Origin of the sequence: Roseateles albus, assembly GCF_028595345.1 — a bacterium.
Classification (GTDB): Bacteria; Pseudomonadota; Gammaproteobacteria; order Burkholderiales; family Burkholderiaceae_C; genus Paucibacter_A; species Paucibacter_A albus.
Genome location: NZ_JAQQXT010000019.1, coordinates 26776 through 53585, shown reverse-complemented (window position 1 = coordinate 53585; position 26810 = coordinate 26776). Strand labels below are relative to the sequence as shown.

General features: G+C 61.8%; 25 protein-coding genes. 14 read left to right on the top strand and 11 right to left on the bottom strand.

Annotation, left to right across the window (positions count from 1 at the left end; translation table 11 throughout):
• Positions 1–59 precede the first annotated feature (59 nt).
• The 3 genes from PRZ03_RS22140 to PRZ03_RS22130 all read left to right on the top strand — a co-directional run bounded on the left by PRZ03_RS22140 (position 60) and on the right by PRZ03_RS22130 (position 3758).
• Complete coding sequence (locus tag PRZ03_RS22140; protein WP_263534324.1) at positions 60–638, top strand: BPSL1445 family SYLF domain-containing lipoprotein; 579 nt, start codon at positions 60–62, stop codon at positions 636–638.
• An 80-nt stretch (positions 639–718) separates the two neighbouring features.
• A complete protein-coding gene (locus PRZ03_RS22135) occupies positions 719–1741 on the top strand; it encodes a stealth family protein (protein WP_273602300.1) in 1023 nt (340 codons plus the stop codon).
• Between the two features lie 139 nt (positions 1742–1880).
• Positions 1881–3758 (top strand): DUF885 domain-containing protein, encoded by a 1878-nt coding sequence (locus PRZ03_RS22130; protein ID WP_273602299.1) that lies wholly within the window; start codon positions 1881–1883, stop codon positions 3756–3758.
• Positions 3759–3832: 74 nt separating this feature from the next.
• Here PRZ03_RS22130 and PRZ03_RS22125 read toward each other — a convergent pair whose 3' ends face one another.
• The 6 genes from PRZ03_RS22125 to PRZ03_RS22100 all read right to left on the bottom strand — a co-directional run bounded on the left by PRZ03_RS22125 (position 3833) and on the right by PRZ03_RS22100 (position 10157).
• Positions 3833–4744: a sensor domain-containing diguanylate cyclase gene (locus PRZ03_RS22125; protein WP_273602298.1), complete on the bottom strand. Its 912-nt coding sequence runs from the start codon at positions 4742–4744 to the stop codon at positions 3833–3835.
• A gap of 114 nt (positions 4745–4858) precedes the next feature.
• A complete protein-coding gene (locus PRZ03_RS24000) occupies positions 4859–5698 on the bottom strand; it encodes a CPBP family intramembrane glutamic endopeptidase (RefSeq protein ID WP_273602297.1) in 840 nt (279 codons plus the stop codon).
• Complete coding sequence (locus PRZ03_RS22115; protein WP_273602296.1) at positions 5695–6183, bottom strand: DinB family protein; 489 nt, start codon at positions 6181–6183, stop codon at positions 5695–5697. The genes PRZ03_RS24000 and PRZ03_RS22115 overlap by 4 nt, the downstream gene beginning before the upstream one ends.
• 21 nt (positions 6184–6204) lie before the next feature.
• Positions 6205–6969, bottom strand: a complete 765-nt coding sequence (locus PRZ03_RS22110; protein WP_273602295.1) for a LytR/AlgR family response regulator transcription factor — start codon at positions 6967–6969, stop codon at positions 6205–6207.
• Complete coding sequence (locus PRZ03_RS22105) at positions 6969–8048, bottom strand: sensor histidine kinase (protein ID WP_273602294.1); 1080 nt, start codon at positions 8046–8048, stop codon at positions 6969–6971. The genes PRZ03_RS22110 and PRZ03_RS22105 overlap by 1 nt, the downstream gene beginning before the upstream one ends.
• 72 nt (positions 8049–8120) lie before the next feature.
• Positions 8121–10157: a M13 family metallopeptidase gene (locus tag PRZ03_RS22100; RefSeq protein ID WP_273602293.1), complete on the bottom strand. Its 2037-nt coding sequence runs from the start codon at positions 10155–10157 to the stop codon at positions 8121–8123.
• A gap of 215 nt (positions 10158–10372) precedes the next feature.
• On the opposite strand from PRZ03_RS22100, the gene PRZ03_RS22095 reads away from it, so the two are divergent.
• The 7 genes from PRZ03_RS22095 (at position 10373) to PRZ03_RS22065 (ending at position 21306) form a co-directional block, all read left to right on the top strand.
• Positions 10373–14383, top strand: coding sequence for a PAS domain-containing protein (locus PRZ03_RS22095; protein WP_273602292.1), 4011 nt, complete (start codon positions 10373–10375; stop codon positions 14381–14383).
• Positions 14380–15123: a substrate-binding periplasmic protein gene (locus PRZ03_RS22090; protein ID WP_273602291.1), complete on the top strand. Its 744-nt coding sequence runs from the start codon at positions 14380–14382 to the stop codon at positions 15121–15123. Before PRZ03_RS22095 ends, PRZ03_RS22090 begins: the two co-directional genes overlap by 4 nt.
• A gap of 214 nt (positions 15124–15337) precedes the next feature.
• The gene (locus PRZ03_RS22085) at positions 15338–16684 is read left to right on the top strand and encodes a peptide MFS transporter (RefSeq protein WP_273602290.1); all 1347 of its coding nucleotides are present in this window, start codon (positions 15338–15340) and stop codon (positions 16682–16684) included.
• An 81-nt stretch (positions 16685–16765) separates the two neighbouring features.
• Positions 16766–18466 (top strand): alginate export family protein, encoded by a 1701-nt coding sequence (locus tag PRZ03_RS22080; protein WP_273602289.1) that lies wholly within the window; start codon positions 16766–16768, stop codon positions 18464–18466.
• Positions 18467–18499: 33 nt separating this feature from the next.
• Positions 18500–19507: an SDR family NAD(P)-dependent oxidoreductase gene (locus PRZ03_RS22075; protein WP_273602288.1), complete on the top strand. Its 1008-nt coding sequence runs from the start codon at positions 18500–18502 to the stop codon at positions 19505–19507.
• A 57-nt stretch (positions 19508–19564) separates the two neighbouring features.
• The gene (locus PRZ03_RS22070) at positions 19565–20176 is read left to right on the top strand and encodes a glutathione S-transferase family protein (protein WP_273602287.1); all 612 of its coding nucleotides are present in this window, start codon (positions 19565–19567) and stop codon (positions 20174–20176) included.
• Between the two features lie 110 nt (positions 20177–20286).
• Complete coding sequence (locus PRZ03_RS22065) at positions 20287–21306, top strand: tetratricopeptide repeat protein (protein WP_273602286.1); 1020 nt, start codon at positions 20287–20289, stop codon at positions 21304–21306.
• Between the two features lies 1 nt (position 21307).
• Here the strand turns inward: PRZ03_RS22065 and PRZ03_RS22060 are convergent, their stop codons facing one another.
• From PRZ03_RS22060 to PRZ03_RS22040, 5 genes are all read right to left on the bottom strand, one after another.
• Positions 21308–21976 carry a class I SAM-dependent methyltransferase gene (locus tag PRZ03_RS22060; RefSeq protein ID WP_273602285.1) on the bottom strand — a complete coding sequence of 223 codons (669 nt, stop codon included), beginning with the start codon at positions 21974–21976 and terminating at the stop codon, positions 21308–21310.
• 95 nt (positions 21977–22071) lie between these two features.
• The gene (locus PRZ03_RS22055) at positions 22072–22431 is read right to left on the bottom strand and encodes a SirB2 family protein (protein ID WP_273602284.1); all 360 of its coding nucleotides are present in this window, start codon (positions 22429–22431) and stop codon (positions 22072–22074) included.
• Positions 22432–22610: 179 nt separating this feature from the next.
• The gene (locus tag PRZ03_RS22050; RefSeq protein WP_273602283.1) at positions 22611–22967 is read right to left on the bottom strand and encodes a hypothetical protein; all 357 of its coding nucleotides are present in this window, start codon (positions 22965–22967) and stop codon (positions 22611–22613) included.
• A 2-nt stretch (positions 22968–22969) separates the two neighbouring features.
• Complete coding sequence (locus PRZ03_RS22045) at positions 22970–23551, bottom strand: RNA polymerase sigma factor (protein WP_263534343.1); 582 nt, start codon at positions 23549–23551, stop codon at positions 22970–22972.
• Positions 23552–23555: 4 nt separating this feature from the next.
• Entirely contained in the window at positions 23556–23765 is a 210-nt protein-coding gene (locus PRZ03_RS22040; RefSeq protein ID WP_273602282.1) for a YgaP family membrane protein, read from the bottom strand.
• A 200-nt stretch (positions 23766–23965) separates the two neighbouring features.
• Between PRZ03_RS22040 and PRZ03_RS22035 the strand changes: the two genes are divergently transcribed.
• The 4 genes from PRZ03_RS22035 (at position 23966) to PRZ03_RS22020 (ending at position 26660) form a co-directional block, all read left to right on the top strand.
• On the top strand, positions 23966–24397 hold the full coding sequence (locus PRZ03_RS22035; protein ID WP_273602281.1) for a thioredoxin family protein: 432 nt from the start codon (positions 23966–23968) through the stop codon (positions 24395–24397).
• A gap of 72 nt (positions 24398–24469) precedes the next feature.
• A complete protein-coding gene (locus tag PRZ03_RS22030; protein ID WP_273602280.1) occupies positions 24470–24907 on the top strand; it encodes a GNAT family N-acetyltransferase in 438 nt (145 codons plus the stop codon).
• 220 nt (positions 24908–25127) lie between these two features.
• A complete protein-coding gene (locus PRZ03_RS22025) occupies positions 25128–25844 on the top strand; it encodes a cytochrome c biogenesis CcdA family protein (RefSeq protein ID WP_273602279.1) in 717 nt (238 codons plus the stop codon).
• A gap of 54 nt (positions 25845–25898) precedes the next feature.
• Complete coding sequence (locus tag PRZ03_RS22020) at positions 25899–26660, top strand: hypothetical protein (protein WP_273602278.1); 762 nt, start codon at positions 25899–25901, stop codon at positions 26658–26660.
• Positions 26661–26810: the final 150 nt, after the last annotated feature.

Genomic DNA, 26810 nt, shown 5'->3' with positions numbered 1-26810 from the left:
AGCGCACACCCTTTGGTGTGGGTTCACTCCGAAGTCCGAACATTAGAAAGACTACATCCATGAACAAGAGAAACTTCCTCGTTACCGGCGCATCTTTGGCAGCTGTTGCCTTGTTGAGCACGGCTTGCAGCACCACCGGCGGTGCCTCGGGCGACCCGGCCGCTCAGCGCGCAGCGATCGACTCGGCGGTTGAGAGTTCTTTGGCCCGTCTGTTCCAGGAAAATTCCAACGCCAAGGAATTGGTGGCTTCCGCCAAGGGCGTGTTGGTGTTCCCTAATTTCGTGTCGGCAGGCTTTATCGTCGGCGGCGCCAGCGGCACGGGCGCGCTGCGCAAGGGCGGCAAGAGCACCGCTCACTTCCGCATGACCGAGGCCTCGGTAGGCTTGCTGGCCGGCGCGCAGTCGCAAGGCGTGTTCATCTTGTTCATGACGCAAGAAGCCCTGAATAGTTTTGAAGCCAGCAGAGGTTGGACGGCCGGCGTCGATGGTTCCATCACCTTCGTCAATGTGGGCGCGGGCGTCAATGTCTCGACCCAAACGGCGCAGCAGCCCATCATTGGTTTCGCGCTGACCAATGGCGGCTTGATGGGCAATCTGAGCCTGAACGGCAGCAAGATTTCGCCCCTGACTTTCAATTAATTGCCGGCGCAAATCTGGCAAAGGCTCGGTGACTCGGCGCGCTCGCGCCCCTGTCGCCATTGCTGCCCTTGATGGCATGAATGCCGAAATTGGTGAGCGCAACCGAGCCTGTTGATATTGTTTACCTCTGGGTAGACGGTAGCGACCCCGCTTGGCGACGCAAACGTCGCCGGGCGGCAGCGCGCCTGTGTGCGGGGCACCGCGACGCCATGGCTGTTTATGGCAATGTCGAAGGGCGCTTTCGTGACAACGATGAGCTGCGCTACAGCTTGCGCGCATTAGAGCGTTACTTCCCTGCACATGGCCATGTCTATTTGGTCACCGATGGGCAGCGGCCGGCCTGGTTGATCGAGTCAGAGCGCCTGACCGTCATCGACCACAGCGCGCTGATGCCGGCCGGCGCCTTGCCGACCTTTGACTCCGGGCATATCGAGTCCTATATCCACCGGATCCCGGGGCTGTCGGAGCGTTTTCTCTATTTGAACGACGATGTCTTTTTGGGCGCGCCGCTGCGCCTGGAGGATTGGTTTTGGCCCGGCGGCATCTACACCGCATGGTCTGACGAGGCGCCGGTCAGTGATGAGCCGATGCGGGCCGACGCGACCGCGCTGGACAATGCCTGCCGGCTCTCGCATCAATGGCTGAGTGCCAGCCCACAGCAGCCCGTGGCGAGCTATCTGCCGATCTTTCGCACCTTTGCCCATGCCCCGCGGCCGATGCTGCGCTCGGTCTTGTTTGAGCTGGAGGAGCTGGCCCCGGAGCTGTTCGGAACGGTTCGCTCGACGGTTTTCAGGGTCTGGAACAAGCCGACGATTGTGTCGGACTTCGTGATGCGCTGGTCGCTCAGCCGCGGCTGCGCCAAGCTGCGCAGTTATCGCCATCTGTTCTTGGCCACCGGCGCCGCGCATGAGGACACCGAGGCGAAGTCCGCGCTACAGGCCTTGATTGCGGCCGAGGGCGAGCTGGACTTTTTCTGCCTCAACGACACCACCGACGACGCGTCCGCCGACGACCCTCGCTTGTTGCGCGTGCGCGCCGCCTTGCAGCAGATGTTCGCGGTGCCGTCGAGCTTTGAGCGCTCGACCGGGCCAGCTTCTGCTTGAATGGGCCTAAATACTCCGCTGCCCAAGCGGTATTCTCGGTGGCTCAGATGCTCCCCTGCCGGCGTACTTCAGCGTGACCGTGGGCACCCGGTCTGGAGCGCCGTCGCAGCTGTCTTTCGTCGATCTTGCTTGCCTTTATATGAAGAATAGAAATAGCGTGGCTGCCTTGGCTTTAGGTGCGCTGGTCTTGCTGCTGGCGCTGGCACCGCTTGGCGCCAGCGCTGCCAGCGCTGCCAGCGGTACCAGCGGTAACAGTATCAGCGCCGCCCCTGGCGGCTCCGCAAGGCCGCCGGCGGCAAGCGCCAGCAAGCAAGAGGCCAAGCGCTTGCAGCAGCTGCTTTCCGACTACTACCTCGCCAGGAGCCGGTACGAGCCGCTGGGGGCAAGTGCGAGCGGAGATCAGCGATTCGACGACCAACTCGGCCTCAGCATTGCACCGCATCTGCAGGCCAAGCAATACGCGCTGTACCGCCAATTTGCTGCGCGCCTGCAGCAGATCAAGCCGGCGCAGCTTGGGCAGGCAGACCGCATCAACTACGAAATTCTCGATTACGAACTGGCCGAGGCCCTGTCTTTCGAGCCTTTCCCGACCCATCTATTGCCGATCGACCAAGAGGACAGCGTGCCGGTGCAACTGGCCAATTACTCCAGCGGTGACGGTCCTCAAGCGCTCTCAACGCCTAAGCAATACTGGGCTTATCTGAATCGACTCAGGCAATTGACGCCCTGGATAGATCAGGCCATTGCCAATATGCGGGAGGGCATACAGACCGGCATCGTGCCGCCCAAGGCCTTGGTGGTCGCGGCTCTGCCGCAGCATCAACAGATTGTCAGCAGCACGGCCGAGGCGAGTGTTTTCTACAGCCCGATCAAGCGCCTGGAAGCAGGTGCGACGGCGGGCTTTTCGGCGGCCGAGTGGCGCCGTCTTGGCGCCGCCTACCGGCGCGAAATCGACACACATCTCAACCCGGCCTTGGCCCGCTTGGCGCAGTTTTTGCAAACCGAATATCTGCCGGCAAGCCGCAGCAGCGCCGGCTTGGGCGCGCTGCCGAATGGCGAAAAATGGTACAGGGCAGCCGTCGCAAGCGCCACCGGCAGCCTTTTGGACCCGGCGCAGATTCACGCCATCGGCCTGACCGAAGTGGCGCGCATACAGCAGCAGTTTGAGTTGCTGGGGCCGAAGCTGGGCTATAGCGGGCCGGCGGCTGATTTGCCGCAATGGGTTGCTGTGCAAGACCGCTTTCGTCCCTTCAACAGCGCGGATGAAGTCAATGACTGGTTTCGCCGGCTCGACCGCCAGCTGGACGGCAAATTGTCGGCCCTGTTCAGCCTGATGCCCAAGGCTGGCCTGGAGGTGCGACCTGAGCCCGAGTTGACACGAGCGACGGCGTCAGACCACTACACCAGCCCCAGCGCCGACGGCCAGCGGCCCGGCGTGTTCTGGTCGGTGGTCAATGATCCTCGCCGTTATGACAGCACGCAGATGAGCAGCCTGTTTTTGCATGAGGGGCGCCCCGGCCACCACTTTCAGATCGCCCTGCAGCAGGAGTTGAACTTGCCGGACTTCCGCAAGTTTGGCGGCAACAACGCTTTCATGGAGGGCTGGGCGCTCTACGCCGAAACGCTGGGTCAGGAAATGGGCTTGTATGAGGATACGGTGCAGTATTTTGGCCATCTCAATTCGGAGCTGCTGCGCGCAGCTCGCTTGGTGGTGGACACCGGCCTGCATGCGCAGGGCTGGACACGCGAGCAGGCCATCCAATACCTGCAGGCGACATTGGGCTACGACCTGGATGAGGCGACCAGCGCGATCGAGCGCTATATGGCCAGTCCGGGCCAGGCGCTGGGCTACAAGATCGGCGCCATGAAGATCGCGGCGCTGCGCCAGCGCGCCAGCAAGGCCTTGGGGGCCAAGTTCAGCTTGCCCGCCTTTCATGCCGCCGTGATCGGCGAGGGCTGCCTGCCGCTGCCTGTGCTTGAGGCCAAGGTCGAACGCTGGATTGAGGCTCAGAAATAGGCAGGTGAGGGCGAGGCTTGCGGCCCAATGCCGCCCAGCGCAATTGCTCTCAGCGGGCGCCGCGTAAGCTCACCTCAGGTCGAGACAATTTGGTTGCGGCCCTTGAGTTTTGCGGCGAACAGCCGCTTGTCGGCTAGATTGATCAATTCTTTGAGGGTATTGGTTTCCTGCGGGCACATCATGGCCAAACCAATACTGACCGTCACGGTCGGCAAAACCGTCGATTTTTCATTTGGAATCTGCAACTGCCGGATTTCTGCCATGAGTCGGTCGAGGACAACCATGGCTTGCTCAATATTTGTATTGCCGAAGACATAGACAAACTCCTCGCCACCGTAGCGGGCGCAGATGTCCCCCGGGCGCTTCCCTTGGTTAGACAAGGTTTCGGCGATACGTATAAGGCAATCATCCCCCGCTTGATGTCCATAATGGTCATTGAGCAGTTTGAAAAAATCTATATCTATCATGGCCAAGCTGATGGGTGCTTGCAGCCTGGCGCATCGATTCCATTCCGCCGCTAGAAACTCATCAAACCAACGTCGATTGAAAATGCCGGTCAGACCATCAAGGCGGGATAGCGCCATGACCGCTTCTTCCGCTACTTTTCTTTTTGTGATGTTTTGGTGAGAAATGAGGAAATAGGTTTCCAACAAGTAATCAAACGGTTTTACCGTCATCATGAACCAGCGAATTTCATCGGGGCTGTTGCAGGGATATTCGAAATTGAAGACGCCTTGCCCTGCTGCGATTAAATTTCTGATGCCTTTTGCGGCGGCGCTGCTGAATTCCTCACCGTAGTCTGCGGAACTGTCGCAGACAGCGAGATAGTTCACATCGGTCCAGTCCATCGTCGGACATAAATTTTCCTGCCCGAATTCGGTCCAGGCCCTATTGACGAATCGAATCAAACCTGTGCGATCGATAACAACAATATGCTCGGACAGGCTGTTGATTGTGGTCAGCAAAAACGCGTAGCTGTTGATCATTCAGCTCGCAACATGGTTGCGTCCTGGTGGCGGTGCAGTGTCGAAGATGCTAACAGGCAGCCAAGTGCTCAGGTGAGGATCGAAATCAAGGTCCGGTCGACGCGACACAAGACCTCACTCCGGGCACGCAACTTTGGCGTTGCGCATTCGCGCTCGGTACAGCCCGCCGCCAATGGCGGTACAAAGAGCCATCACGAGCAGACCATCGGCACTCGGCGAGAACAGCCAGGCCTGCGGGCCGGATAGCGCCAAGCCGCCGGCCAGGGCGAGCTGCGCGCTGATGTTCATGCTCGCGTGTAGCGCAAAGGCCGGCCAGATCGATGGCCAGCGCAGAAACAACTCGATATAGAGCCACTGCATCGCCAGCACACCGAGCAGAAGGCGCGGCGCCAGCGTCCGGAGCGACTCGCTGGAGTAGGCGGCCGTCAGCAGGTCCAGATAGGGCAGGTGCCAGGCAAACCAGATCAAGGCCCCGAGCAGCAGCACGCGCAAGTACGAGGTTCGCGCCAGCAGGCTGGGCATCAGATAGCCGCGCCAGCCTGACTCTTCCAGAAAGGCAAACAAGGCGATGCCGAGCGCGCTCGGCAGCAACTGCGCCAAGGCCAGCGGCTTCGGCCGCAGCATCAGGCTGCCCCAAGCTAAGCCGATGGCGATCACCAGACCGACCGCCAAGACCGCAGCAAGTGCAGCCACCGCAGCGGCGCTGGCGCTGCGCCCGTGCCAAGCGAAGTAGCCCCCCTGGGCCGGCCGCCGGGTCGCGGCGTCCCGCCGTCTGAACACAAAGCCCAACAGGGCCGGCGCCAGTATCCACAAAAGCATGCCTGTCGTGCCGCTTGGGGCTATCACTTGCCCCTGGTCAAGCACCAGGCGGCCGAGCAGGCCGGCGCCGATGGCGAGGGCGCCAAACAGCAGCGGCAGCAGCGGCAGCTGCTGTTTGGCGCCCGATCTGTTCACAAGGCGCGGTGCATGAATGTCGTCAAGGTCTCGGGTGGCGGCTGCACACCGGCCTGGAACAAGATCCGGCCGATGGCACCGCGGTGATAGCCGCCATGCGTGATCAGGTGCATCAGCATCTCCGCGCGCGTCATGCGGCCGGCTTTGCCGTCAACGAAAGTGAAGGCCACTTCTTCGGCCAGCTCCGCGTCACCGAGTCCGCGCACATAAGTCTCCAGCCACTGGTCGGCCGCCTGCTGGGCTTCGAACAGATCGGTCAGCGCCGGTGTCTCCGTTGTGTTCAGACCGGTATAACCATGCGCCAGACCTTGCAGATTGCCGTGGAAAATCTTGTCCACCACATAGATATGGTTCAGCACGCGGGTGGCGTTATGCCGCTCTTGCGCTTGGCTGGTTTCATGCAGGCCGATGACCAACGGAAATAGATCCTGATTGGCCCAGGTCTTGAAGGCGATCAGTTTGAGCAGCAGCGGTTTGATGGACATGAGGGTGTGTGGCTTGGCGGTTCAAAAACTCAGCAGCTCCTTCAGCTCGGCCGCATTGCGGCGCGAGACCTCCAGGCGCTTGCCGTCGATCATGGTGACTTCAAAGCCCTCGCGAATCGACTCCGCGATGCCTTTGATGGCTTGCAGATTGACCAGATGCTGCCGGCTGGCGCGGAAAAACAGCTGAGTCGGCAGGCGTTCCTCGATCTGGTTCAAGGACTTTTTAACATAGGCGCTCTTGGTTTCACCTGCGGGCTGGGTGAAAAACACCCGCACATAGTTCTTGCAGCTCTCAATGTAGAGAATCGAGGGCAGGGCGAGCAAGTGACAATGGTCACCGTCCTTGATGAAAATCTTGCTGTTGAGGTCCAGCACCGGTTTGGGTTCGGTTTCGGCCTCGGGCCCGGTCTGAGCCAACTCCGGCTCGGCGCTCAGTTTGGCCACTGCTTGCGCCAGCCGCAGCGGGCTGATCGGTTTGAGCAGGTAGTCGACCGTGTTGAAGTCAAAGGATCGGATCGCGTGCTCGGAGAAGGCGGTCGTGAACACGATGCGCGGCGTGTAGGCTAGCTTTTCCAGCAACTCGAAGCCGCTGTCGCCGGGCATGTGGATGTCGAGGAAAAGAAGGTCGGGCCGCAGCTCTTCGATCAGGATGCGCGCGTTTTCGGCGTTATCGGCCTGACCCAAGACCTCGATCTGTTCGGTAAAGGCGCCCAACATGCGCACCAGGCCTTCGCGAGCCAGCCGCGAATCCTCGATCACCAAGGCTCTTAGTTTGGTTTTGCTCATCAGCTGAATTCCTTGGGCAGGCTGAGTTCGACCTGGAAATGGCCTGGAGTCGATTTGATGCCTAGCGCCGCACGCTCGCCGTAGAGCAAATGCAGGCGCCGCTCGATATTGGGCAGACCTAGGCCAAGTCCTTGCCCGGCCGGCGTGGTGGCGGCATTGAGTGGCGAGTCGTTGCTGACCAGCAGCCGCAGCTTGTCGCCGGCGTCGATCACTTCAACGCTGAGTGTGCCGCCTTGGGGCAAGTGGTCGAGGCCATGTTTGATCGCGTTCTCGACCAAGAGTTGCAAGACCATGGGCGGCAAGAGGCAGCTCATCAGCGCGGGCGCTGCGTTGAGCCTGAAGTCCAGCCTGTCCTCCATTTGGGTGCGCATGATGGAGACATAGGCCTCGATGATGGCTAACTCCTGGTTCAAACGGGTCTTGCTTTGCTGGCTGCTCTCCAGCGAGTAGCGCAGCAGCTCGGACAAGGCCACGATCATCGCGTCGGCACGGTCGCCGTCTTCATGGATCATGAAGCGGATATTGTTCAGCGCGTTGAACAGAAAATGCGGTTTGAGCTGATTGGTCAAACTGCTCATTTGCGCGGCTTTCAAGCTCATCTGCAGCTGAAGATTTTGCACTTCACCCTCGCGGGCGCGCTGTGCGGCGGCGGCGCTGATGTAGACAAAGGCCCAGGCGCTGATGAAGAGCTGGGCCTGCAGACCATTGCTGAGGATGTTGCGCAGCAGAAAGCTCGGGGCGTCGAAATCCGCCCGCCCGCCGCTGATCTGGGTCCAAAAGAAAGGCATCACCATGGCCGCCACTGCCGCCATCACGGCCACACCGCTCAGGCTGCTGTAGCCGATGACGACCGGGATCAGGCGCCCCATCGCTAGCCCTGCCCAGCCGCGCCGCAAATAGAGCCAGCGAAAGCCCAGCACCGCCAACGTGTAGGGCGCCGTCCAGGCCAGGGTGTTGGCCAGATTGCTGGCGTCCAGCCGCCCAAACAAGAGGATGCTGAGCAGCGTCACCGCCGCGATAAAGCCCATGGCCGCGCCGTGATAGAGCCAGAACCGCCGCTCGCGGGGGAAGAACTTCATCGCTTTTTTCGCTGCTTTGCTGGCTAGGTGAATAGAGGGGGCTGCGCGCGGATTGTCGTGCTCATTGCTCGCTCACCACAGGCGCACACGCTCGGCGGCGGGCTTGAACATCTTGTCGCCGGCGTGGGTGCCGAAGGCTTCGTGGAAACCGTCGACATTCTGCGCCGGCCCATTGGCGCGGAATTCGTTCGGCGCATGCGGGTCGGAGCTCAGCAGCTGCAGCGTGCGCTCATCGCGGCGCTTGACGCGCCAGCTTTGCGCGAAGCTCAAGAAGAAGCGCTGCTCGCCGCTGTAGCCGTCAATCACCGGCGCCGGCCGGCCGCCCAGGCTGGCTTGGTAGGCCTTGAAAGCGATTTGAAGGCCAATCAGATCGGCCATGTTCTCCGGCAGGGTCAGCTCGCCATTGACGTGCTTGCCCGGCAGAGCCTCCAGCGCATTGAACTGCGCCACCAGCTTGGCGCCGAGCGCCTCGAAGGCCTTGCGGTCGGCCTCGGTCCACCACTGTTTCATCACGCCGTCGCCGTCGAATTGGGCGCCCATATTGTCGAAGCCATGGCTGATCTCGTGCCCGATCTGCGCGCCGATGCCGCCGTAATTGGCCGCGTCATCGGCCTGCATCTCGAACAGCGGCGCTTGTAAAATGCCGGCCGTCAGATTGATCTCATTGCCCATCGGGTCGTAAAAGGCGTTGACCTCTAGCGGCGACATCGCCCAGGCCTTGCGGTCCATGGGCTTGCCGGCCGCCGCGGCCTTGTGCTCCCAAGCAAAGCGCTTGGCGCGCTGCTGGTTGCCGAAGGCGTCGCCGGCGCGAACGTCCAAAGCGCTGTAGTCGCGCCATTGGTCCGGGTGACCGATCTTGGCCTTGTACTTGGACAGCTTGTCCAGCGCGGCCGCCTTGGTGGCAGGCTCCATCCAGCTATTGGCCGCCATCAACTGCTGGTAGGCGGCCAGCACATTGTTGAATATGAGCTCGACTTTTTGCTTGTGCGCGGCCGGGAAATGTCGCGCCACATATTGCTGGGCCAAGGCTTCGTTCATCGCCTCGCTCAACTGCTCCAAGGCGCGCTTAGCCCTTGGGCGGTCGGCTTGTGCGCCCGTGACGGCCTTGCCGTGGAAAGCGAAATGTGCCTCGCGAAAGCCCCGCGGCAAGACCTGCGCGCTAGCGTCCAGGCTGCGCAGCGTGAAGTAGGCCTGCCAGTCGGCCAGCGGCATCTCGGCGAAGAGCCGGGCGGTGGCGATGGCCGTGTCCAGCTGGGTGACGGTGACCTTGTCTTCATCCGAGATCTTGGCTGCGGCTAAAAACGCCTGCCAGTCGAAGCCGGGGGCTTTGGCCACCAGCTCTGCGGCCGAGAGGGGGTTGTACATCTTGGCGGGGTTGCGTGCCTCGCTCAAGGGGGTGTGCGCCTGGGCCAGGCGAGTCTCCAGGCTCAGCACGCGCTGGGCCAGATCCGCCGGTTTGGGCAGCCCGGCGAGTTCGGCCAAGCGGGTCAGATAAGTCAGATAGGCTGCCCGAGCTTTCGCGAATTGAGCATCGTTCAGCTTCAGGTAGTAGTCGCGGTCGGGCAGGCCCAAGCCGCCTTGCCAAGCCATCACGCGGTTCAGATTCGGGTTCATGAAGTCGGCAAAGCCGCCCCAAAGCCAGATCGGCGTTTCGATCTGTCCTTGGGCGCGGCCGGCCCAGGCAGCGAGTTGCTGCGGGGTCTTGATGGCGGCGATCTCGGCCAGCAGCGGTTTGATGGGTGCCAGGCCCGCCCTGTCGATGGTGGCGGTGTCCAGATAGGCGGCGTAATAGTCTCCGATCTTCTTGGCGCTGCTGACCTTGGGCTGGGGCTTGCTGGCGAGTTCTTGCAGGATGCTGCGGATGCGCTGGTCCACCACGGCCGGCATATCGGTGCCGTGCAGCTCGGCCTTATCGGCCGCAATGGCCTTGTCTCGCAGCCAGGTGCCGCTGCTATGGCGATAGAGATCGTCTTGCGCGCGCACGGCTTTATCGAAGCCGGGCAGGTCCAGCCCGGATTGAGCTTGGGCGGCGCCAGCCGGCGCGGCGTAGCCGGCCAATTGAATGAGCAGAGCGACGCTGCTGAGTTTGAGGAGTTGGCGAGCTTTCATGGGGGAGGGCTTTCGTGTTGAAGTGTCTGGTGGGCAGTCAGGGCGTATCAGCAGGCCCGGCGCCGCCAGTGTCTCGACTAGCCGCTCGTTTTGGGGGAAAAGGTGCCGAGCGGCAATGGGCGGGGATGAGTGGCGCCACCGTGCATCAGGGCTGCCTGCAAGCCGCCAAATTCAGGCATAGTCGAGTCACTTGTCCAGCGTGAGACTCCAGCTCTATGCAATCTGCCCCGCTCCGTGATGACGAAGCCCAAAGTCTGGCTGCACTGCGTGCGCTGGAGGTGCTGGACACCGGCCCTGAGGCCGAATTTGATGCGCTGGTCAGGGCCGCTTCTATCGTCTGCGGTGTGCCGATCTCGCTGATCAGCCTGATCGATGTGGAGCGGCAGTGGTTCAAGGCGAATATTGGCCTGCCGGGCGTGCACGAGACGCCGCGCGATTTGGCTTTTTGTGCCCATGCGGTGTTGGGCGATGAGCTGTTCGAGGTGGCTGACGCCACGCAGGACCCTCGCTTTGCCGACAACCCATTGGTCATCAGCCAGCCGGACATCCGTTTTTATGCCGGCGCGCCGGTGCGGCTCAGTGACGGCTCGCGCATCGGCACTCTGTGTGTGATCGATCGCCAGCCAAAGCGGCTGACCGAGGCCCAGCGCCAAGTGCTGACGGAGTTGGCAGTGGCTGCGGCCCAGGCTTTGGAAGGGCGGCGAGCGCTGCGGGCGGTCAAGCAGATATCGCGTGAAATGGCAGACAGCGAAGCGCGTTTTCGCCTTCTCAGCGAGAGCGTGCCTATCGGCGTGTTTGAGCTGGATGTCCAGGGGAACTTCAGTTACGGCAACAGCAAGCTGCTGGATATTTTTGGCCTGCAGCCTCGCCAAGCCCTGGACTGGACGCAAATGGTTGACGCGGACGAACGCAAGGCGATTACAACAATGTGGCGCGATGCCTTGGCCGAGCAAGAGGACATGGACGCCGAATTCCGCATTCGGCGGGCCGACGGCCGTGTGCGGCAGCTGCACGCGAAAGCGAAGCTGCGACGCAATGAAGCAGGCCAGCCGCTCGCCTATGTAGGCATGGTCGAAGACATCACCGAGGCTCGACAGCAGCAAGACGCACTGCGAACAAGCCGGGCTTTTCTGGATCGGACCGGCCGCATGGCAGGCGTGGGCGGCTGGGAAATTGACTTGGCAACGAACAGCTTGTTTTGGTCGGATGAAACCTGCCGCATTCACGGCCTGGAGCCCGGTCATAGGCCGAGTCTTGAGGAGGCGCTGGACTTCTACACCCCAGAGGCCAGACCCGTTGTCCAGCAAGCGGTGCAGCACGCGTTGGCTACCGGTGAGGGTTGGGATCTTGAGCTAGAGCAGCAGTTGCGTGACGGCCGCAAGATCTGGGTTCACGCCGTCGGTTCGGTCGAGTTCGAGGATGGCCAGGCGCGACGTTTGGTGGGGGCGTTTCAAGATGTCACCGAACGCGTCAAGGAGAGGCTGGCCTTGAAAGAGGCCCATACCTTGATGCAATTGGCCACCGACAGTGGCGGTATCGGTATTTGGGACTACGACCTCGTGCAGGGCAGCCTGAAGTGGGATGCCTGGATGTACCGGCTCTACGGCCAGATGCCCAGTGATGAGCTGGGGCCTTACGATTTGTGGGCGCGGCATTTGCATCCAGACGATAAAGCTGTTGCCGAACACAACCTTCAGGACGCGATCGAAGGGCGCCGCCCATTTGCGACGGAGTTCCGCGTTATTTGGTCGGATGGCTCGGTGCACCATATTCGCGGCACGGCGCTGATCAAGCGCGATGAGGCGGGCCGGGCTTTGCGCATGGTGGGCGTCAACTGGGACACTTCCGAGCATCACCGCATCGAGGCCGAGTTGCGCGAGGCCAAGCTGGTGGCCGAAGGCGCCAGCAAGGCCAAGAGCGAATTTCTGGCCAATATGAGTCACGAAATCCGCACGCCTATGAATGCCATCTTGGGCATGTTGACGCTGCTGCGCAAAACCAAGATGAGCGAGCGCCAGGCCGACTACGCCGCCAAGACCGAGGGCGCGGCGCGTTCCTTGCTGGGCCTGCTCAATGAGATTTTGGACTTCTCCAAGGTCGAGGCCGGCAAGATGACGCTGGACCCGCAGGCTATGCGCGTCGACCATCTGCTGCGCGATTTGTCGGTCATTTTGTCGGCCAATGTGGGCGCCAAGAAGTTGGAGTTGGTGTTTGATATCGACCCGGCCTTGCCGCGCGAGTTGGTGGCCGACGCAATGCGCCTTCAGCAAGTGCTGATCAATCTGACCGGCAATGCCATCAAGTTCACCGAGCAGGGCGAGGTGGTGCTGGCCATCAAGGTCGTGCAGCTCAATCAAGACTCGGTGAGCCTGCACTTCGCCGTCAGCGATACCGGCATTGGCATTGCGCCGCAAAACCAAGCGCGCATCTTCAGCGGCTTTACGCAGGCCGAGGCGTCGACCACACGGCGTTTTGGCGGCACCGGGCTGGGGCTGGCGATCAGCCAAAGACTGGTCGCGCTGATGGGCGGCGAGCTGACGCTGCAAAGCGAGGAGGGGCGCGGCAGCCGCTTTGAATTCAGCCTCACGCTGGCGCTTGCTGATACTGCGGTGGCCGCAAGGGCGCTGGGCGAAAAAACCGACCCACCCGCTGCACAAAGGCGCGCCCTGATCGTCGATGACAACGCGATCGCGCGTGAGGTGCTGGCCCGGATGTGCGAGTCGCAGGGCTGGATGGTGGACCTGGCCGAGAGCGGCGAGCAGGCCATTGCTTGCCTGCAAGCCCAGGCTCATACCGCTGCAGGTCCTTATCAGGCCTTGTTTGTCGACTGGCAAATGCCCGGGCTGGATGGCTGGCAAACCATCGGCCGCATCCGCGCGCAGGGGCTGGCCGGGCCGGCGCCCGTGATCGTCATGGTGACGGCGCTGGGGCGCGAGCAACTGGCGCAGCGCAGCGAAGCGGATCAGGCCATGCTGGACGGTTATCTGGTCAAACCTGTCACCGCTTCAATGCTTTTTGATGCCGTGGCCGACGCTGGCCTGCATCCAAGCCTGTTGCTGGCCAAACGCGAAGCGGCCACGTCCCCTGCCGAGCAGCAAAGATTGGTCGGCATGCGCCTGCTGCTGGTGGAAGATAACCTCAACAATCAGCAGGTCGCCAGCGAGTTGCTGCGCGGCGAGGGCGCCAGCGTGCAAATCGCCGGTGACGGTCAGCAGGCGGTCAGCGCACTTGCGGCCGCGCCTCACGCTTTTGATGTGGTCTTGATGGATCTGCAGATGCCGGTGATGGATGGTTATGCCGCGACCCACCATTTGCGCGAAGTCTTGGGGCTGAGGGCTTTGCCCATCGTGGCGATGACCGCCAATGCAATGAGTTCGGACCGCGAGGCATGCCTGGCGGCCGGCATGAACGCCCATGTGGGCAAGCCTTTTGATCTGGATGAGCTGGTGCGGGTCTTACGCCAGCATGGTGGCCTGGCAAGTTTGGACGGGGCGCGCAGGCTGGCCCCTCAGCAGGGAGGCGAGGTGACGGCGGCATGGAGTCGAGCGGCGGCCGGCGCGGGCGTGGACCTGTCCGCCGCACTGCAGCGCATGGGCGGCAAGCCGGCTGTCTATGCGCGCATGCTGCGCAACTTCACGGCCGACCTGGGCGCCATGCAGTCGCAGTTGCGCGAGCATCTGGCGCAGGCCGACGCCAGGTCTGCGCTGCGCCTGATCCATACGCTCAAGGGTGTGGCCGCAACCTTAGGCGCCGTCCAGTTGGCGGAGCAGGCCAGCCAGGCGGAGCGGGCCCTGACAGAGGCTCTGGCCGATCAGGGGGGCGAGGGTTCGGTCGCTGAGGCCTTGCTGCTGGCGAGCGTCGAGCGCTGCTGCGTCGCCATGGTCGCCGCCATGCCCGGCTTGACCGAGTTGCTGCGAGTGATGCAAGACGAAGCTAATGCGGCCTCGCCGCCGGCGCTTGCTGATTCAGCGGCCTTGCCCGTCTTGGGCGACTTGCCAGCGGCAGAGCTGCAGGATTTGACCCAGGCGCTGAGTGAGCTCTTGCTGCGTCTGCAAGATTCGGATATGGACGCCTTGCAAGTGATGTCAGTCTTGCAAAGCCGTTACGGCGCTGTCTTGGGCGGGCGCCTGCAGGGCTTGGACGAGGCTCTGGGGCGGCTTGAGTTTGATGCAGCGATCCTGCCTTGCCGCGCCTTGATCAGCGAGGTGAAAGGCATCTTGCAATGAGGTTGCCTGCTTTGTTGCTGAGCTTTGCGATGCTGGCTTGCGCTACCGCTCGGGCGCAAGATTCGGCACCGGTGATACTTTGCCTGACCGAGTTTCCACCTTTCAATAGCGAACAATTGCCCAAGCAAGGTCCCTTGATCGAGTTGGCGACCGAGGCCTTCAAGCGCGCGGGTCGCCGTATCGATGCGCAGTTCATGCCCTGGGCGCGGGCGCTCAAGGAGGCCGAAGGCGGCCACTGTGCTTTGTTTGGCATCTGGCGCAACGCGGCGCGCGATCAGGTGTTCGACTACTCCAAGCCCATCATTCAGATGGAGTTGGGTTTTTTCGGCCGGCGCGGGGTGGCGCTTGATTTCAACGATCCTAGAGTTCTGGCAGGGCTGCTGATCGGCATACAGCGCGCCACCTATTTACCGCCCTTGCTCGACAACAAGAACCTGCGCTTTGATCTCGGCAATGACCTGCTCAGCAGCATGCGCAAGCTCGTTCGCGAACGGGTCGATCTGGCCTATGGCAACCGGGCACTAGGGCAGTACCTGCTCAATGCCGAGCCCGAGCTGGGCGCGCAAGTGGAATGGAAAGCCCCGGCTCTTGAGGTCAAGGACCATTTGCTGGGCTTCGCCAAAAGCTATGAAGGCGGCGGAGCCTTGTTGAAAGGCTTCAACAAGGGGCTGGACAGCATGAAGGCGGACGGCAGTTACCGCAAGATCCTCAGCGCCGGCGGGCTTGATGTTGCGCGCTGAAATGCCGCGAGAATAGACCGCCAGAACAGGCCGCGAGAATGCCCCCGGAAAGGCCTCGACCTGTTTCTCGTCTCGTCCGCTACCTCTGGAATCGACCTTGTCTTCTCAACCTAGCTTTTTGGCCCGCATCCCTGCCGGTGCCGGCGTGCTCTTTTTCGTGCAGATGTTCTCCACGTTGGCCTACGCGGTGCTGTATTCCAGCCTGGTGCTGTAATTGAACAAGCATCTGCGCTTTCCGCCCGAGCAGGCCGCGCTGATGATGGGCGTTTTCGGCGCCTTCAATTACGGCCTGCATTTGTTCGGCGGCTATCTGGGCGGGCGTTTCTTAAGCAACCGCAACCTCTTTGTTGGCGGCATGGTGCTGCAAGTGCTGGGTTGCGCCGCGATTGCCGGCGGTACCAGTGCTCTGCTTTACTGGGGGCTGGCGCTGTTCCTGGTCGGCAGCGGCCTCAATGTGACGTGCTTGAACATGATGCTGACCCAGCGCTTTGCGCCTGAGGACAGCCGCCGCGAGGGCGCGTTTTTGTGGAACTACGCCGGCATGAATATCGGCTTTTTCATCGGCTTCACCATGGCCGGGCATTACCAGCTGAGCGAGAGCTACAGCAGCTTGTTCATCTTCGCCACGGTAGGCGGCGTGCTGGCGATTGTGTTGTCGGCGCTGTTCTGGAAGACCTTGGCCGACCTGGACACGCCGCTGATGCATGTCAGCGCGGCGCAGTTCCGCCTGCGCTTTGTCGCCGGTGTGGCGATCTTGCTGGGTCTGGTGCCGGTGCTGTGGATGTTGCTGCAAAACCCCAAGGACACCGACACCTTGCTGAAGGGGATTTGCGCTCTGGTTGCAGCGGCGCTGGTGTTCATCACCATCAAGCATCCGGATGAGCCCGAGCGCCGGCGCATGTGGGCCTATCTGATTCTGACTCTGGGTTCGTTGATGTTCTGGTCGCTGTACCAGATGGCGCCGAGCGGCCTGCAGTTGTTCGCCGTCGGCAATGTGCGCTTGGAGTTATGGGGTTATGTGATCGCGCCGCAATGGGTGCAAAACATCAACACGCTGGTGATCGTGATCGGCGGGCCGCTGCTGGCGGCCTGGTTTTCGCGGCTGCGCGAGCGCGGCTGGCCGATCGATATTCCTCAGCAGTTCGCCGCCTCGCTGGTGCTGATGGGCTTGGGCTTTCTGGCCTTGCCGCTGGGCATCTCCTTGGCGGACGCACAGGGTCAAGTGGCGTTCTCGTGGTTGTTCACCAGCTATGTTCTACAAAGCGTGGGCGAGCTGCTGATCTCGCCGGTCGGCTACGCGATGATTGGCCGCCTGGCGCCGCGCCAATACCAGGGTGTGATGATGGGCAGCTGGATGCTGGTGACGGGTCTGGCCTCGCTATTCGCGGCCGACTTCTCCGGCATGGTGGCGCAGCCAGCCGACAGCACCGCCCTGATCAGCAACCCGGCCTACAGCGCGCTGTTCACGCAGCTGGGTGCGGGCTCGGTGGTGGTGGGGCTGGTGTTGGTGGGCTTGATCCCGGCGCTGCGCCGGCTGATTGGTGAGCCGGCCAAACCCTGAGCCAAACCAAAGAATTGGGCTGAGCTGAAATGACTTTATGCGATAGTGCCCGCAAGCAAAAACCAATAGTCATTGCACTTCATGCGCAGCAAGCAGTTTCTTCTTTGTACCGCTCTCTTTGGCAGTTTGGCCGCGCCACTGCCCGCGCTCGCGCAGGTCCGAACCGAGCCGTTTGAAAACCAAAGAATCGAGTCCGTCCAGGTCACAATCGACAATCCCAGCCCAGACGCGGCGCTGAACTCGCGGGTCGAGGACCTGGTCCGGCGCACGCTGGCGGCCTACCCCAGCAGCCGCTTTTCTGAGGACCGCTTGATCGCGGCGCTGGCGCGCTTGTCACGCGCGCCGGAGATTCGCGCCACCCGTCATGAAGTCGTCAACGGCAGCACCGGCGGGGTTCAGCTGCGCGTCGCCGTGACCCTGGCCGACGGGGCCGCGCCGCCAGCCGACGCCAGCCCACAGTTCCCGACCCTGTACCAGTCGAACGGTACCTTGGTCCGCGCCAAGCTCGAGACGCTGGCCATGTATTACGGCAATAACAATGCCTGGTATGGCCGCAACGACCTGATGCTCAATGGCAATCCTTTTGCCGTCGGCAAGGCTGCCGGCAAGGGCTATAGCCAATGGCTGGAAGGCTTTGTGCAGGCCGGCCTCTACGCCATCACGCCGCTCACAGACAGCTTGTACGTCTATGGCGGGGCCAGCGTCATCGCCAGCGGCTCGGTTGGGCAAGAGTTGTTTACCGATAAGACGCGCAGCCATGTGGCACTGGAAGATGCTTTCCTTGGCCTGGTCGGCGGCAGCACTACCGAACAAGGTGACCGTTTGGTCTATAACCTCTCAGCCGGACGGCAACGATTCAGCGTCGGCGAGGGCATGATGCTGGTCAACACCGCCCAGAATGGTTTGAACCGGGCGGCGCTGCAGTCCAACCCGCGCTGGGCGGGCGATCAGGTCGTGTTGGCGCGCCTGGCCTATAACGACTGGAAGCTCGAAGCCTTTCATATCGACCCGGACGAGTTGCCGGAGGTGGACTCCAAGACGCAAATCCAGGGCCTCAATGTCGAGACCACCGCGCTGAATGATTTCACGCTGGGTGTGATGGCGCTGCGGGTGCCCAAGTCGCAGGCGTCCTACTACACCACCAGCAGCCGTTTGCAGCGCGAAGGGTTGCGGGCGTTGGACTTTCGTGTCCGCTGGCAACCGGCGCCCAGCAGCGGCGTTGGCCCCTTCATTGCCGCTGAATTTGCACGTCAGACGCACAGCAAATTCGATATGCAGGCGCAGGGCTATTTCGGTGAATTCGGCTATGTGTTTGCCAAGGCCGCCTGGTCGCCCACGCTCAGCTACCGCTATGCGCGCTTCACCGGCGACAAGCCGGGCACAGAGCGTTTCGAGCGTTGGGACCCCTTGCTGTCGGGCGGCAATGGCGAGACCTGGGTGCAGGGCATCAACCATTTCAAGATCTTTCAGGATTCCAATCTGATCGCGCACCGGCTGCAGGCACGCTTGCGGCCGCAGCAGAACATCGAGCTGGTGCCGCAGTTCTGGCTGTTCCAGGCGGATTCGCTGACCAATCTGGGCGGCAACCCCGCCTTATCGATGTTGCAGTCCAAGCAGTTGGGCAAGGAGTTGAATTTGACGGCCAAGTATTTCTACTCCAGGAACGTGATGTTCCAGGGGCATGTGGCTGCAACCTATGCCGGCACAGCGATTGATCAGGGTCTGGGCGCGCATGCCAGCCCATGGCTCAGCACCATGTTCTTTGTGCGCGTCGGTTATTGAAACCAGTTTTTTCCACAGCAAAGGGAGTCAGCAATGGAACGTCGTGATTTGATGAAGAGCGTAGCGGTGTTGGCGGCAGCGGGTGCAGCGGCCACTGGGTCCGGCAAGGCCTCGGCGCAGTTTCAAGGCAAGCCGCAAGCCGGCGTCGGGGTGAAGGACATCGAGCCGGTGCCAAAGGATCAGTTCACGCCGGATCGCTTCAAGGGCAAGACCATCATCATCACCGGCTGCGCCCGTGGCATGGGTGAGGCGGCTGCCATCCGCGCCGCGCGTGAAGGCGCCAATGTGGTGGGCGTCGACTGGATACCGGAGCTGGGCGCCCAGACGATTGAGCGCATCCGGGCGGCGGGCGGCAAGGCGGTGTTCGTGGCCGGCCATGTCGGCGAGACCGCGACCTGCGAGCGCATGGTCAAGACGGCCGTCGATACCTTCGGTGGCCTGGATTTGGCCATCAACAACGCCGGCGTGATGGACGGCGTGTACTCGGGCGACCCGATTGATTTTGAGAAGCAGAAGTCGCTGATCTTCGCGCCCATCCACGAGGCCTCGGATGAATATTGGGACCGGGTGTTCCTGAGTAATTCGGCCGGTGTGTTTCGCAGCATGCGGGCGGAGCTCAAGCAGATGGTGGCGCAGGGGCGCGGCGGTGCGATCGTCAATGTGGGCTCGATCGCCGGGCTGACCGGCCTGGCCGGCAACCCCGCTTATGTGGCCAGCAAGCATGCGGTGACCGGCCTGACGCGTAATGCGGCGATCGACTATGCGCCCTACGGCATTCGCGTCAATTCGGTCAATATGGCCGCGACCGACACGCCTATGGTCGCGCGCGCAACCGAGCTGGTGATGGCCGCGAGCAAGGCGGCGAGCCGCCCCGGCATGGGCAGCATCAAGACGCAAAGCGTTCTGGCCTATGCGGACTCCAAGCGCCGCCCGGCCACGGTCGGTGAGCAGGTCGCGGTGATGCTGTTCATGCTGTCGAACGAAGCCTCCAACCTGACCGGCGCGGCTTACGCAACCGATGGCGGCTGGACCGCCTATTGACCACGTGGCGTTGGCCTTGCGGCCTCCAAGCTCTTCACTCGCAACAAAGGCCTCGCCATGATCGAAATCCACCACCTGAACGAATCCCGCTCGCGCCGCATCACCTGGATGCTGGAGGAGCTGGGTCAGCCCTACGAAGTGATCAGTTACCAGCGCGACGCGGTGACCCGCTTGGCGCCGCCGGAGCTGATGGCGATTCACCCGCTGGGCAAGGCGCCGGTGCTGCGTGATGGCGGGCTGGTGATGATCGAGTCGGGCGCCATCATCGAGTATCTGGTGCGCCGCTATGGCAACGGCCGCTTCGCGCCGGTGCTCGGCACACCGGACTACAACCGCTATGTTCAGTTCTTGCACTATGCCGAGGGCTCGGCGATGTTGCCGCTGATGCTCAAGCTTTATGTCGGGCGCCTGGGCGAAGCCGGCGCACCGCTGCAGCCGCGCATCAGCAGCGAGTTGCAAAATCATCTGGGCTATCTGGAAGCCGAATTGGAAGGGCGGGATTACTTTGTCGGTGAACAGCTCAGCGGTGCTGATGTGCAGCTGTCTTTCGTCGCGCAGATCGCGGTCAAAGGCGCGCAGGCCGAGGCCTATCCGAATTTGCGCCGCTTTGTCGCGATGCTGGAGGCGCGGCCTGCTTACAAAAAGGCGATTTTGCGTAGCGGAGCTTGAGTGTTCAGATCAACTCAGGCCAAGGAATCGGCAACTCGTCGCACAAAGCTTCTTGCCCTCAGAGGCGGGCGCCACAATCGCCGGCATTGACCCACTCCCTGACCCAACCCATGCAAACTCGAATCCAAGGCCGCACGCGTACCCTCCTGGCTGCACTGACCTTGCTGACGGCGCTGGGCTCGGCGCAGGCCACTATCTTCAAGGACAAGGAACTCGACGCACTCTCGGACGCGAACAAGTTCGCCGAGCTTGAGCGCTTGGCGCTGAATCGCTTGAAGGCCAACCCCGCTGATGCCGAGGCCAGCGCTGCCTTGTCTTTGGCGCTCTCATCCTTGGACAGCAGCGACAGCAAGCGTGTCGAGGCTGGCGCAAAGCAGGCCAAGGTCTGTGTCGAGCAGCATCCGACGGTGGCGGTGTGTCAACTGGTCACGGCGCAAAGCCTGAATGTGCAGATGGGCAGCGCGGGCATGTTCAAGATGGCCTCCATGCTGGGTGATATCAAGGCGGCGCTGATCCGCACGCTGGAGCTGGAGCCAACGCAGGCGATGGCGCGCATCCAACTGGCCAAGCTCTATTTGTTCGCGCCCGGCATGCTGGGCGGCAGCGTCGCCAAGGCGCGTGAGCTGGAGGCGGCGGTGCGTAACAGCCAGCCCGAGCAGGCCCGGATCATCCGCATCTACATTGCCGCCGAGGGCAAAAAATGGGCAGAGATGGAGACCGAGCTGCTGGCGCTCAAACCCGCCAAGGACGCGACGCTGCTCGACGAATCACGCAGCGCCTATTTGCAGCTGGCCACGCATTACCTGAAGGACGAGAAAGACTTGGCCAAGGCCAAGAGCTTGTTTGAGCAACTGCAGCGCGAGCAGCCTGCTCAGGCGGCCGGCGTCTATGGGCTGGGGCGAGTGCAGGCCGAGATGGGTCAGGCCGACGAGGCGGTGCGGCTGTTCGAACGCGCCAGGACGCTCGAAGGTGCGGATGATTTGCCCATCGATCACCGCCTGGGTGACGCCTTGCTGGCCAAGGGCGACAAACCGCAAGCCAAGGCCGCCTATGAGCGCTTCCTCACCAAGAAGAATGCCAACCCCAATAACGTTGAGGCCGCACGCAAGAGCCTGGCCAAGCTGAGCTGAGCTATGCCTCAGCTACTTGCTTGGTGAACTGCAGCCAAATTTCGGGCTCCCGGTAGCTGTCAAAGCTGACCTTGAGCAGCTTGAAGCCAGCGCTTTCAAAGTAGCGAATCACGGTGGCCCCTTCGTCTTCGATCGGGGTGCCGAGCTCGTATTTGGCGCCGTGCGCTTCGTCGTTCCAGTTGCCCGGATCGGGGTAAGGCAGCACGACAAGGAGCGCGCCCTCGGCATGCAAGATGCGGTGAAACTCGGCCAGCACCTTGGCCGGCTCGTAGGCATGCTCGAGCGAATGGGACGAGTAGACGATGTGCAAGGACTCGTTCTCGAAGCAGCCGAGATCATGCATATCGCATTCCATCACCGGGTAGCCGCTTTGTCGCGCCATCTCCAGCTTGGCGGGGTTGAGTTCCACGCCGACTAGATTGGTAAAGCCCATTTTTTTGAAATGGCGCAGGCCCACGCCGTCGCCGCAGGCAATGTCGGCAATGCGCAGATCGTGCGGCAGGTCGGCAAAGGTGGCGTTGAGGTAGCGCTGTTGGCCCAGCTCCCATTTGGGCACCGAGATCTCATGCGAGGCCCATTTGTCCGTCTGGTAGCCCAGATAGGTCTGGTAGTCCGGGACGATGTCCTGGTAGGTTTTGGTGGCCTGTTGCGGGCCGGACGCTGAGCTCATGCGGGTCTCCGTTTGCCGGGATCACAGAAGTCAATACGGTAGCGACCGATCCATGACTCGATCGTCGGAAAAGACGGCAGGCCGCAAGCTATCTGTCAAAGACCTAACCAAGGGCTGCGTTTGACCGACACCGCCACCATATAGGCCAAGAGCAGCAGCGAGACGAAATAGGCCGGCAGGTGGAAACGGTTGCTGCCCATCGCCATATGGGCGCTGAAGGTGTAGGCCGCCAGGGCCAGCAGCTTGGCCAGCAGCCAGCCGTCACGCAAGAACGGGTTCAGGTAGAGCAGCACCCACAGGCTCAGACCGGTGATGGTCAGCAAAAAGTCGATGCCAAACACCAGCGTGCGCACGCGCTCGTCCATCACCCAGGGTGCGCCGAACTGAAAGAGCAGACCGCGCACCAAAAACATCGCCACGCTGGACCAGGCCAGCACGGCGTGTATCTGACCCATCTGAAAATCAAAGGAATAGCCCATGGCCTCGCACCTCTCGTTCGGGCGATAGCTTGGGCCAGTGGGCCTCCCGCTGTCAAGCCGGGCTTGCCATGAGTGGCGGTGCTTGATGTGCTTGGGAGAAGCGCTTGAACAAGCCGTAGCAGCAAGCCGCTGTGCCAAACCGCTGTACCAAATCGTTAGAGCTGTGATCCTTTGATCTTTTCGCGCTCGGTCTTGTCGTCTTTGAAAGACAGGCGAGCCGGTTTTTGGCAATCGGCCAGCTCTGCGACCGAGCTCTTGCTCAGGCATTCGCTGTGCGCTCGGCTTTGATCGCTTGAATAGACGCTGCTGCTGTGCTTGTCTCCTTTGGCGATAGTTTCAAACAAACCCATCAGCCAGCACATCGGGCAGCCGCGCAGTAGAAATAAGGCGCCGACCAGTGCCAAGCCGGAACCGATGGCGCCCAAACCCTTGAGCATCAAGGCGGCGGCGATCAGCGCAAAAGCTGCCGCGCCGCGCAAGAGGTGAATAGAAACCGAACTGCTGCAAAACATGTTTAAGCGTCCTTGTTGACTTCGAAGGAGCGCGGCTCGAGCGCGCCGTCCTTCATCCAATAGCCGCTGGCCATCAAATGCTCACGCACCTGCGCGCGCGCCCGGTGCAAGCGGCTCTTTACCGCTTCCAGGCTGAGCCCCAGTTGCGCGGCCACTTCCGGCGCGGTCAGCTCATGCACATCGCGCAGCAACAAAACCTCGCGGTAGGGCGGGGTGAGTCGCTCCATGGCGCGCACCAGGTCGAGCCGCAGATCGGTGGGCACGGCCGCTGCGGCTGGCATGTCTTGCGGCGCCAACTCGTCCAGATCCTCGGCCTTGCTGCGTAGGCGGAACAGTCGGTAGCACTCGCGCTCGACGATGCGAAACATCCAGGTGGCAAAGGTGGCGGCGGTGCGCAACGCGCCGATCTTGCGGTAAAGCTGCCAAAGCGCGATTTGCACAGCGTCCTCGGCATCCTCGGTGGTGGAGCAGGTGCGCCGGGCGAAGCGTTTCAGGTCCGGCTGGCAGACGCTCAGCAGGCTTGAAACGGCACCTGCTTCGCCCCGCGCAGCGGCTTCAATCAATTGCGCTTTGGCAGCGATCATCGGTCTATTTCTCCAGGTAGCGGCGGCCAACCATCGCACAGGCCGGGCAAAAGCCGACGAAGGCGGTCAGCACCATTGTGGCGGCGGTGACGATGGCTAAGTAAGTCACGATGCCTGTCGTGAGGCCGCCGAGTATGGCCGCGGCGATGGCTACACCCATGGCGATGCGTAGGGCGCGTTCCCAGGTGGGTAGATTGCGTTTGAGGAAGAACATGATGAAAGAGTCCTAGGTTCAGGTGGATGACCTAGACCTAGAGGCGCGGTGCTTCGAAAAGGATTCAAAAGGGAGCGAAAAAGATTGAAAATTTTTTCGCCAAAGCTGAATCCTTTGGCGCCTCGGCCGCCTCTTGGTCAATGGGAGCGCGATCTTCGTGACGCCGCCCAGTTCATTGCTTCAATTCAAACAAGGCCGACATGACACGCAACATTTCAAACAAGTTCTCCATTCAACGCAAGCTGGCCCGCGTGGCGGCGTCGACCGCCATCGGACTAGCCGCTGCCCTGCTGGGCAATGCAGCTAACGCTGGCGAAATCCGCAAGGCGGATATGGAAGCCTATATGCAAGCCGCGACGCAGAACAAGCCCATCATCATGCATGTGCATGCCGGCTGGTGCCCGGTCTGCAGCAAGCAGGGGCCGCTGATCGAGGCGCTGATGCAAGAGTCCGAGTTCAAGGATGTGATCGTCTTCAAGATCGACTTCGATGCCGACAAGCCGCTGGTTGATCAGCTGGGCGTCAAGTTTCAATCGACCTTGATCGCGGCCAAGGGCTCGACCGAAGTGGGACGCAGCGCCGGTGTGACCGACAAGGACAAGCTGCGCGAGTTCATCCGCAAGTCCTTGTAATCTGCGACCCAGTGGCCGGTGGCAGATCAGTCGCACCGGCCAATTTTCAAGTTAGTCAAAGCGGAACACATCATGAACTCGGTTTCCATTGCCGTCGAAGCAGACCCTGACAGACAGGTGAAGCAGGCCATACAAAGCGGGCTCTTCGATGCCAACGTTGCGCACACGGGCGACGGGCATTTCGACGCGGTTTTGCTCGTGGCGCGTGACGCGAATTCAAACGTGATCGGCGGTGTGGTCGGCGAAGCCTATTGGGGCTATGTCAATTTCACGGCGGTCTGGGTGCATCCCGAATACCGAAGACAAGGCCTGGCCAGACAAATGCTCCAGGCGGCCGAAGTGGAGGCAGCCCGCTTGGGCTACACGCAGGCCTATCTGGATACGTTTTCCTTTCAAGCACCGGAGCTGTATTTGCGTGCGGGCTATGAGGTTTTTGGGGTCTTGGACCATTTCCCGGCCGGCGCCAAGCGTTTGTTCCTGCGCAAAGCGATAGGGCCACAAGTTGCTTAGAACTTGTCCGTAAATAGCCGGGGTCGGCTGACGGTCGATTCGAACCCATAGCTGTGTTGCAGATCCTCGCGATACCAACAGGTATCGCTACGGTCTGTGCCTTGCTCTGCGCTCAATTCGCCTCGCCATCCTCTGACCCGCTTGTTTGCGGAAAAGTTCTTAGCCATGACCGCCGCGGGCCTGTAGTCCGCCTCCCAAAATCTGACCTGGAGCACTTCAATTGCTAACTTTAGCTTTCAGCCTGCTCGCGGGCGCCTTGTCCACGCTCTCGCCCTGTGTCTTGCCCATCGTGCCCATCATCATGTCCAGCGCCATGCAGGTGGCGCGCCTGGGGCCAATCGCCTTGTTGGCGGGCTTGGCGCTGTCCTACACCCTGGTGGGCACCGGGCTGGCGCTGTTTGGCAGCAGCCTCGGCGTGGATGCTGGCTGGGTGCGCAACATCAGCGCCGGCTTGATGATCTTGTTCGGCACGATGTTTTTGTTGCCGGCGCTGCAGCAGGGTCTGGTCAAGCTGCTGACGCCACTGACGGCCGGTGCCAATGCCCAAATCGCCAACTTCAAGGCCGACAGTCTGTGGGGTCAGGGCTTGCTCGGCTTGATGCTGGGTCTGGTGTGGTCGCCCTGTGTTGGGCCGACCTTGGGCGCGGCCGTGACGCTGGCTTCCCAAGGGGACAGTGCTTTGCAGGCCTTGCTCACCATGTTTGTGTTTGGCCTCGGCGCCGCCTTGCCGATGGGCCTCTTGGCCTACGGTTCCAGGGCGGCGATGTCGGGGCGGCGCAAGGCGATGGGCGAGGCGGGCCTGTGGGGCAAGCGGGTGATGGGTGTCGGGCTGGTGTTGGTCGGTGCGCTGGTGCTCAGCGGGGCCGACCATTTCTTGGAGGCCTGGTTGACTCGCCAGATGCCGCCTTGGCTGCTTGATTTGACGACGCGTTTCTGATCCATGGCCCAAGCCTTACGGACAAGGCAGCCCTTGGCTGCCTTGAATGCAGCCATGATTGCCGCGGTAGCAATGCTTTTGCTGAGCGGCTGCTCGACGCTCAAGGGCGGCAAGCTGTTTGCGCCGGAATTGTTTGGCTGGGTGCCGGTCGGCGCGAACCTTTATGTTGAGCGCGGCACCGACGAGGCGACTCAGCGCTCGCTGGTCTTGGCGATGAGCCAGGCCGAAGCGGTGATTGAGACCGCCTTCGGCAGCGTCGCCTCGCGGCCTGTCGTGCATGCTTGTGTGAGTGCGGAGTGCCTGGCCGATTTCGGCGGTCAGGGCAATATCGCCAAGGTCTATGGCGACCGCATTTTGCTGTCGGCGCGCGGCGCCAACTGGCAGTTCATCGCGCATGAATGGAGTCATGCCGAGCTGTTCAAGCGCCTGTCTGTGCGGGCCTGGTGGCGCTTGCCGAAATGGTTTGATGAGGGCTTGGCGGTTGTCGTCAGCCAGGCGCCCGAGCATTCGCAGGCGCATTGGCAATACCTCGTCGATGCCGGCATTGCACGGCCCAGTGACGCCGAGTTGCTGAGTTTGCAAACTCGCAGCCAATGGCTGGTGGCGCACAACAAGTACAGCGACAACAAGAACGGCGAGCGGCGAGCCCGTGGCGAGCCCGAAATTCACGCCCTCTACGCGGCTGCCGGCCACCAGGTGCGGCCTTGGTTGGCTGCGGCGAGCAGGGCCGGCTTGTTACGCTTGATCGAGCGCCTGAATTCGGGCGAGGAATTCGATCTCTCAGGCGCTGGCCGAGGCAAAGGACGCTCTGCATAACTCCTCGCGGCGTGTGCTAGCGCGGCCTCGGGCGGTCTGCGGCCTTGCATTTTTCGCCAATAGCTACGGCTATTGGCTTCAAAACACGCCTTGCAGCCCATCCCGATCCGCGCTGCACCCACTCGCGCTTAGTTATGCAGAGCATCCTTA

What these genes read in the sequence shown, in the direction of transcription:
- PRZ03_RS22140 (WP_263534324.1), top strand. Translation starts at nt 60, where the DNA reads ATGAACAAGAGAAACTTCCTCGTTACCGGCGCATCTTTGGCAGCTGTT.
- PRZ03_RS22135 (WP_273602300.1), top strand. Translation starts at nt 719, where the DNA reads ATGCCGAAATTGGTGAGCGCAACCGAGCCTGTTGATATTGTTTACCTC.
- PRZ03_RS22130 (WP_273602299.1), top strand. Translation starts at nt 1,881, where the DNA reads ATGAAGAATAGAAATAGCGTGGCTGCCTTGGCTTTAGGTGCGCTGGTC.
- PRZ03_RS22125 (WP_273602298.1), bottom strand. Translation starts at nt 4,744, where the DNA reads ATGATCAACAGCTACGCGTTTTTGCTGACCACAATCAACAGCCTGTCC.
- PRZ03_RS22115 (WP_273602296.1), bottom strand. Translation starts at nt 6,183, where the DNA reads ATGTCCATCAAACCGCTGCTGCTCAAACTGATCGCCTTCAAGACCTGG.
- PRZ03_RS22110 (WP_273602295.1), bottom strand. Translation starts at nt 6,969, where the DNA reads ATGAGCAAAACCAAACTAAGAGCCTTGGTGATCGAGGATTCGCGGCTG.
- PRZ03_RS22105 (WP_273602294.1), bottom strand. Translation starts at nt 8,048, where the DNA reads ATGAAGTTCTTCCCCCGCGAGCGGCGGTTCTGGCTCTATCACGGCGCG.
- PRZ03_RS22100 (WP_273602293.1), bottom strand. Translation starts at nt 10,157, where the DNA reads ATGAAAGCTCGCCAACTCCTCAAACTCAGCAGCGTCGCTCTGCTCATT.
- PRZ03_RS22095 (WP_273602292.1), top strand. Translation starts at nt 10,373, where the DNA reads ATGCAATCTGCCCCGCTCCGTGATGACGAAGCCCAAAGTCTGGCTGCA.
- PRZ03_RS22090 (WP_273602291.1), top strand. Translation starts at nt 14,380, where the DNA reads ATGAGGTTGCCTGCTTTGTTGCTGAGCTTTGCGATGCTGGCTTGCGCT.
- PRZ03_RS22080 (WP_273602289.1), top strand. Translation starts at nt 16,766, where the DNA reads ATGCGCAGCAAGCAGTTTCTTCTTTGTACCGCTCTCTTTGGCAGTTTG.
- PRZ03_RS22075 (WP_273602288.1), top strand. Translation starts at nt 18,500, where the DNA reads ATGGAACGTCGTGATTTGATGAAGAGCGTAGCGGTGTTGGCGGCAGCG.
- PRZ03_RS22070 (WP_273602287.1), top strand. Translation starts at nt 19,565, where the DNA reads ATGATCGAAATCCACCACCTGAACGAATCCCGCTCGCGCCGCATCACC.
- PRZ03_RS22065 (WP_273602286.1), top strand. Translation starts at nt 20,287, where the DNA reads ATGCAAACTCGAATCCAAGGCCGCACGCGTACCCTCCTGGCTGCACTG.
- PRZ03_RS22060 (WP_273602285.1), bottom strand. Translation starts at nt 21,976, where the DNA reads ATGAGCTCAGCGTCCGGCCCGCAACAGGCCACCAAAACCTACCAGGAC.
- PRZ03_RS22055 (WP_273602284.1), bottom strand. Translation starts at nt 22,431, where the DNA reads ATGGGTCAGATACACGCCGTGCTGGCCTGGTCCAGCGTGGCGATGTTT.
- PRZ03_RS22050 (WP_273602283.1), bottom strand. Translation starts at nt 22,967, where the DNA reads ATGTTTTGCAGCAGTTCGGTTTCTATTCACCTCTTGCGCGGCGCGGCA.
- PRZ03_RS22045 (WP_263534343.1), bottom strand. Translation starts at nt 23,551, where the DNA reads ATGATCGCTGCCAAAGCGCAATTGATTGAAGCCGCTGCGCGGGGCGAA.
- PRZ03_RS22040 (WP_273602282.1), bottom strand. Translation starts at nt 23,765, where the DNA reads ATGTTCTTCCTCAAACGCAATCTACCCACCTGGGAACGCGCCCTACGC.
- PRZ03_RS22035 (WP_273602281.1), top strand. Translation starts at nt 23,966, where the DNA reads ATGACACGCAACATTTCAAACAAGTTCTCCATTCAACGCAAGCTGGCC.
- PRZ03_RS22030 (WP_273602280.1), top strand. Translation starts at nt 24,470, where the DNA reads ATGAACTCGGTTTCCATTGCCGTCGAAGCAGACCCTGACAGACAGGTG.
- PRZ03_RS22020 (WP_273602278.1), top strand. Translation starts at nt 25,899, where the DNA reads ATGATTGCCGCGGTAGCAATGCTTTTGCTGAGCGGCTGCTCGACGCTC.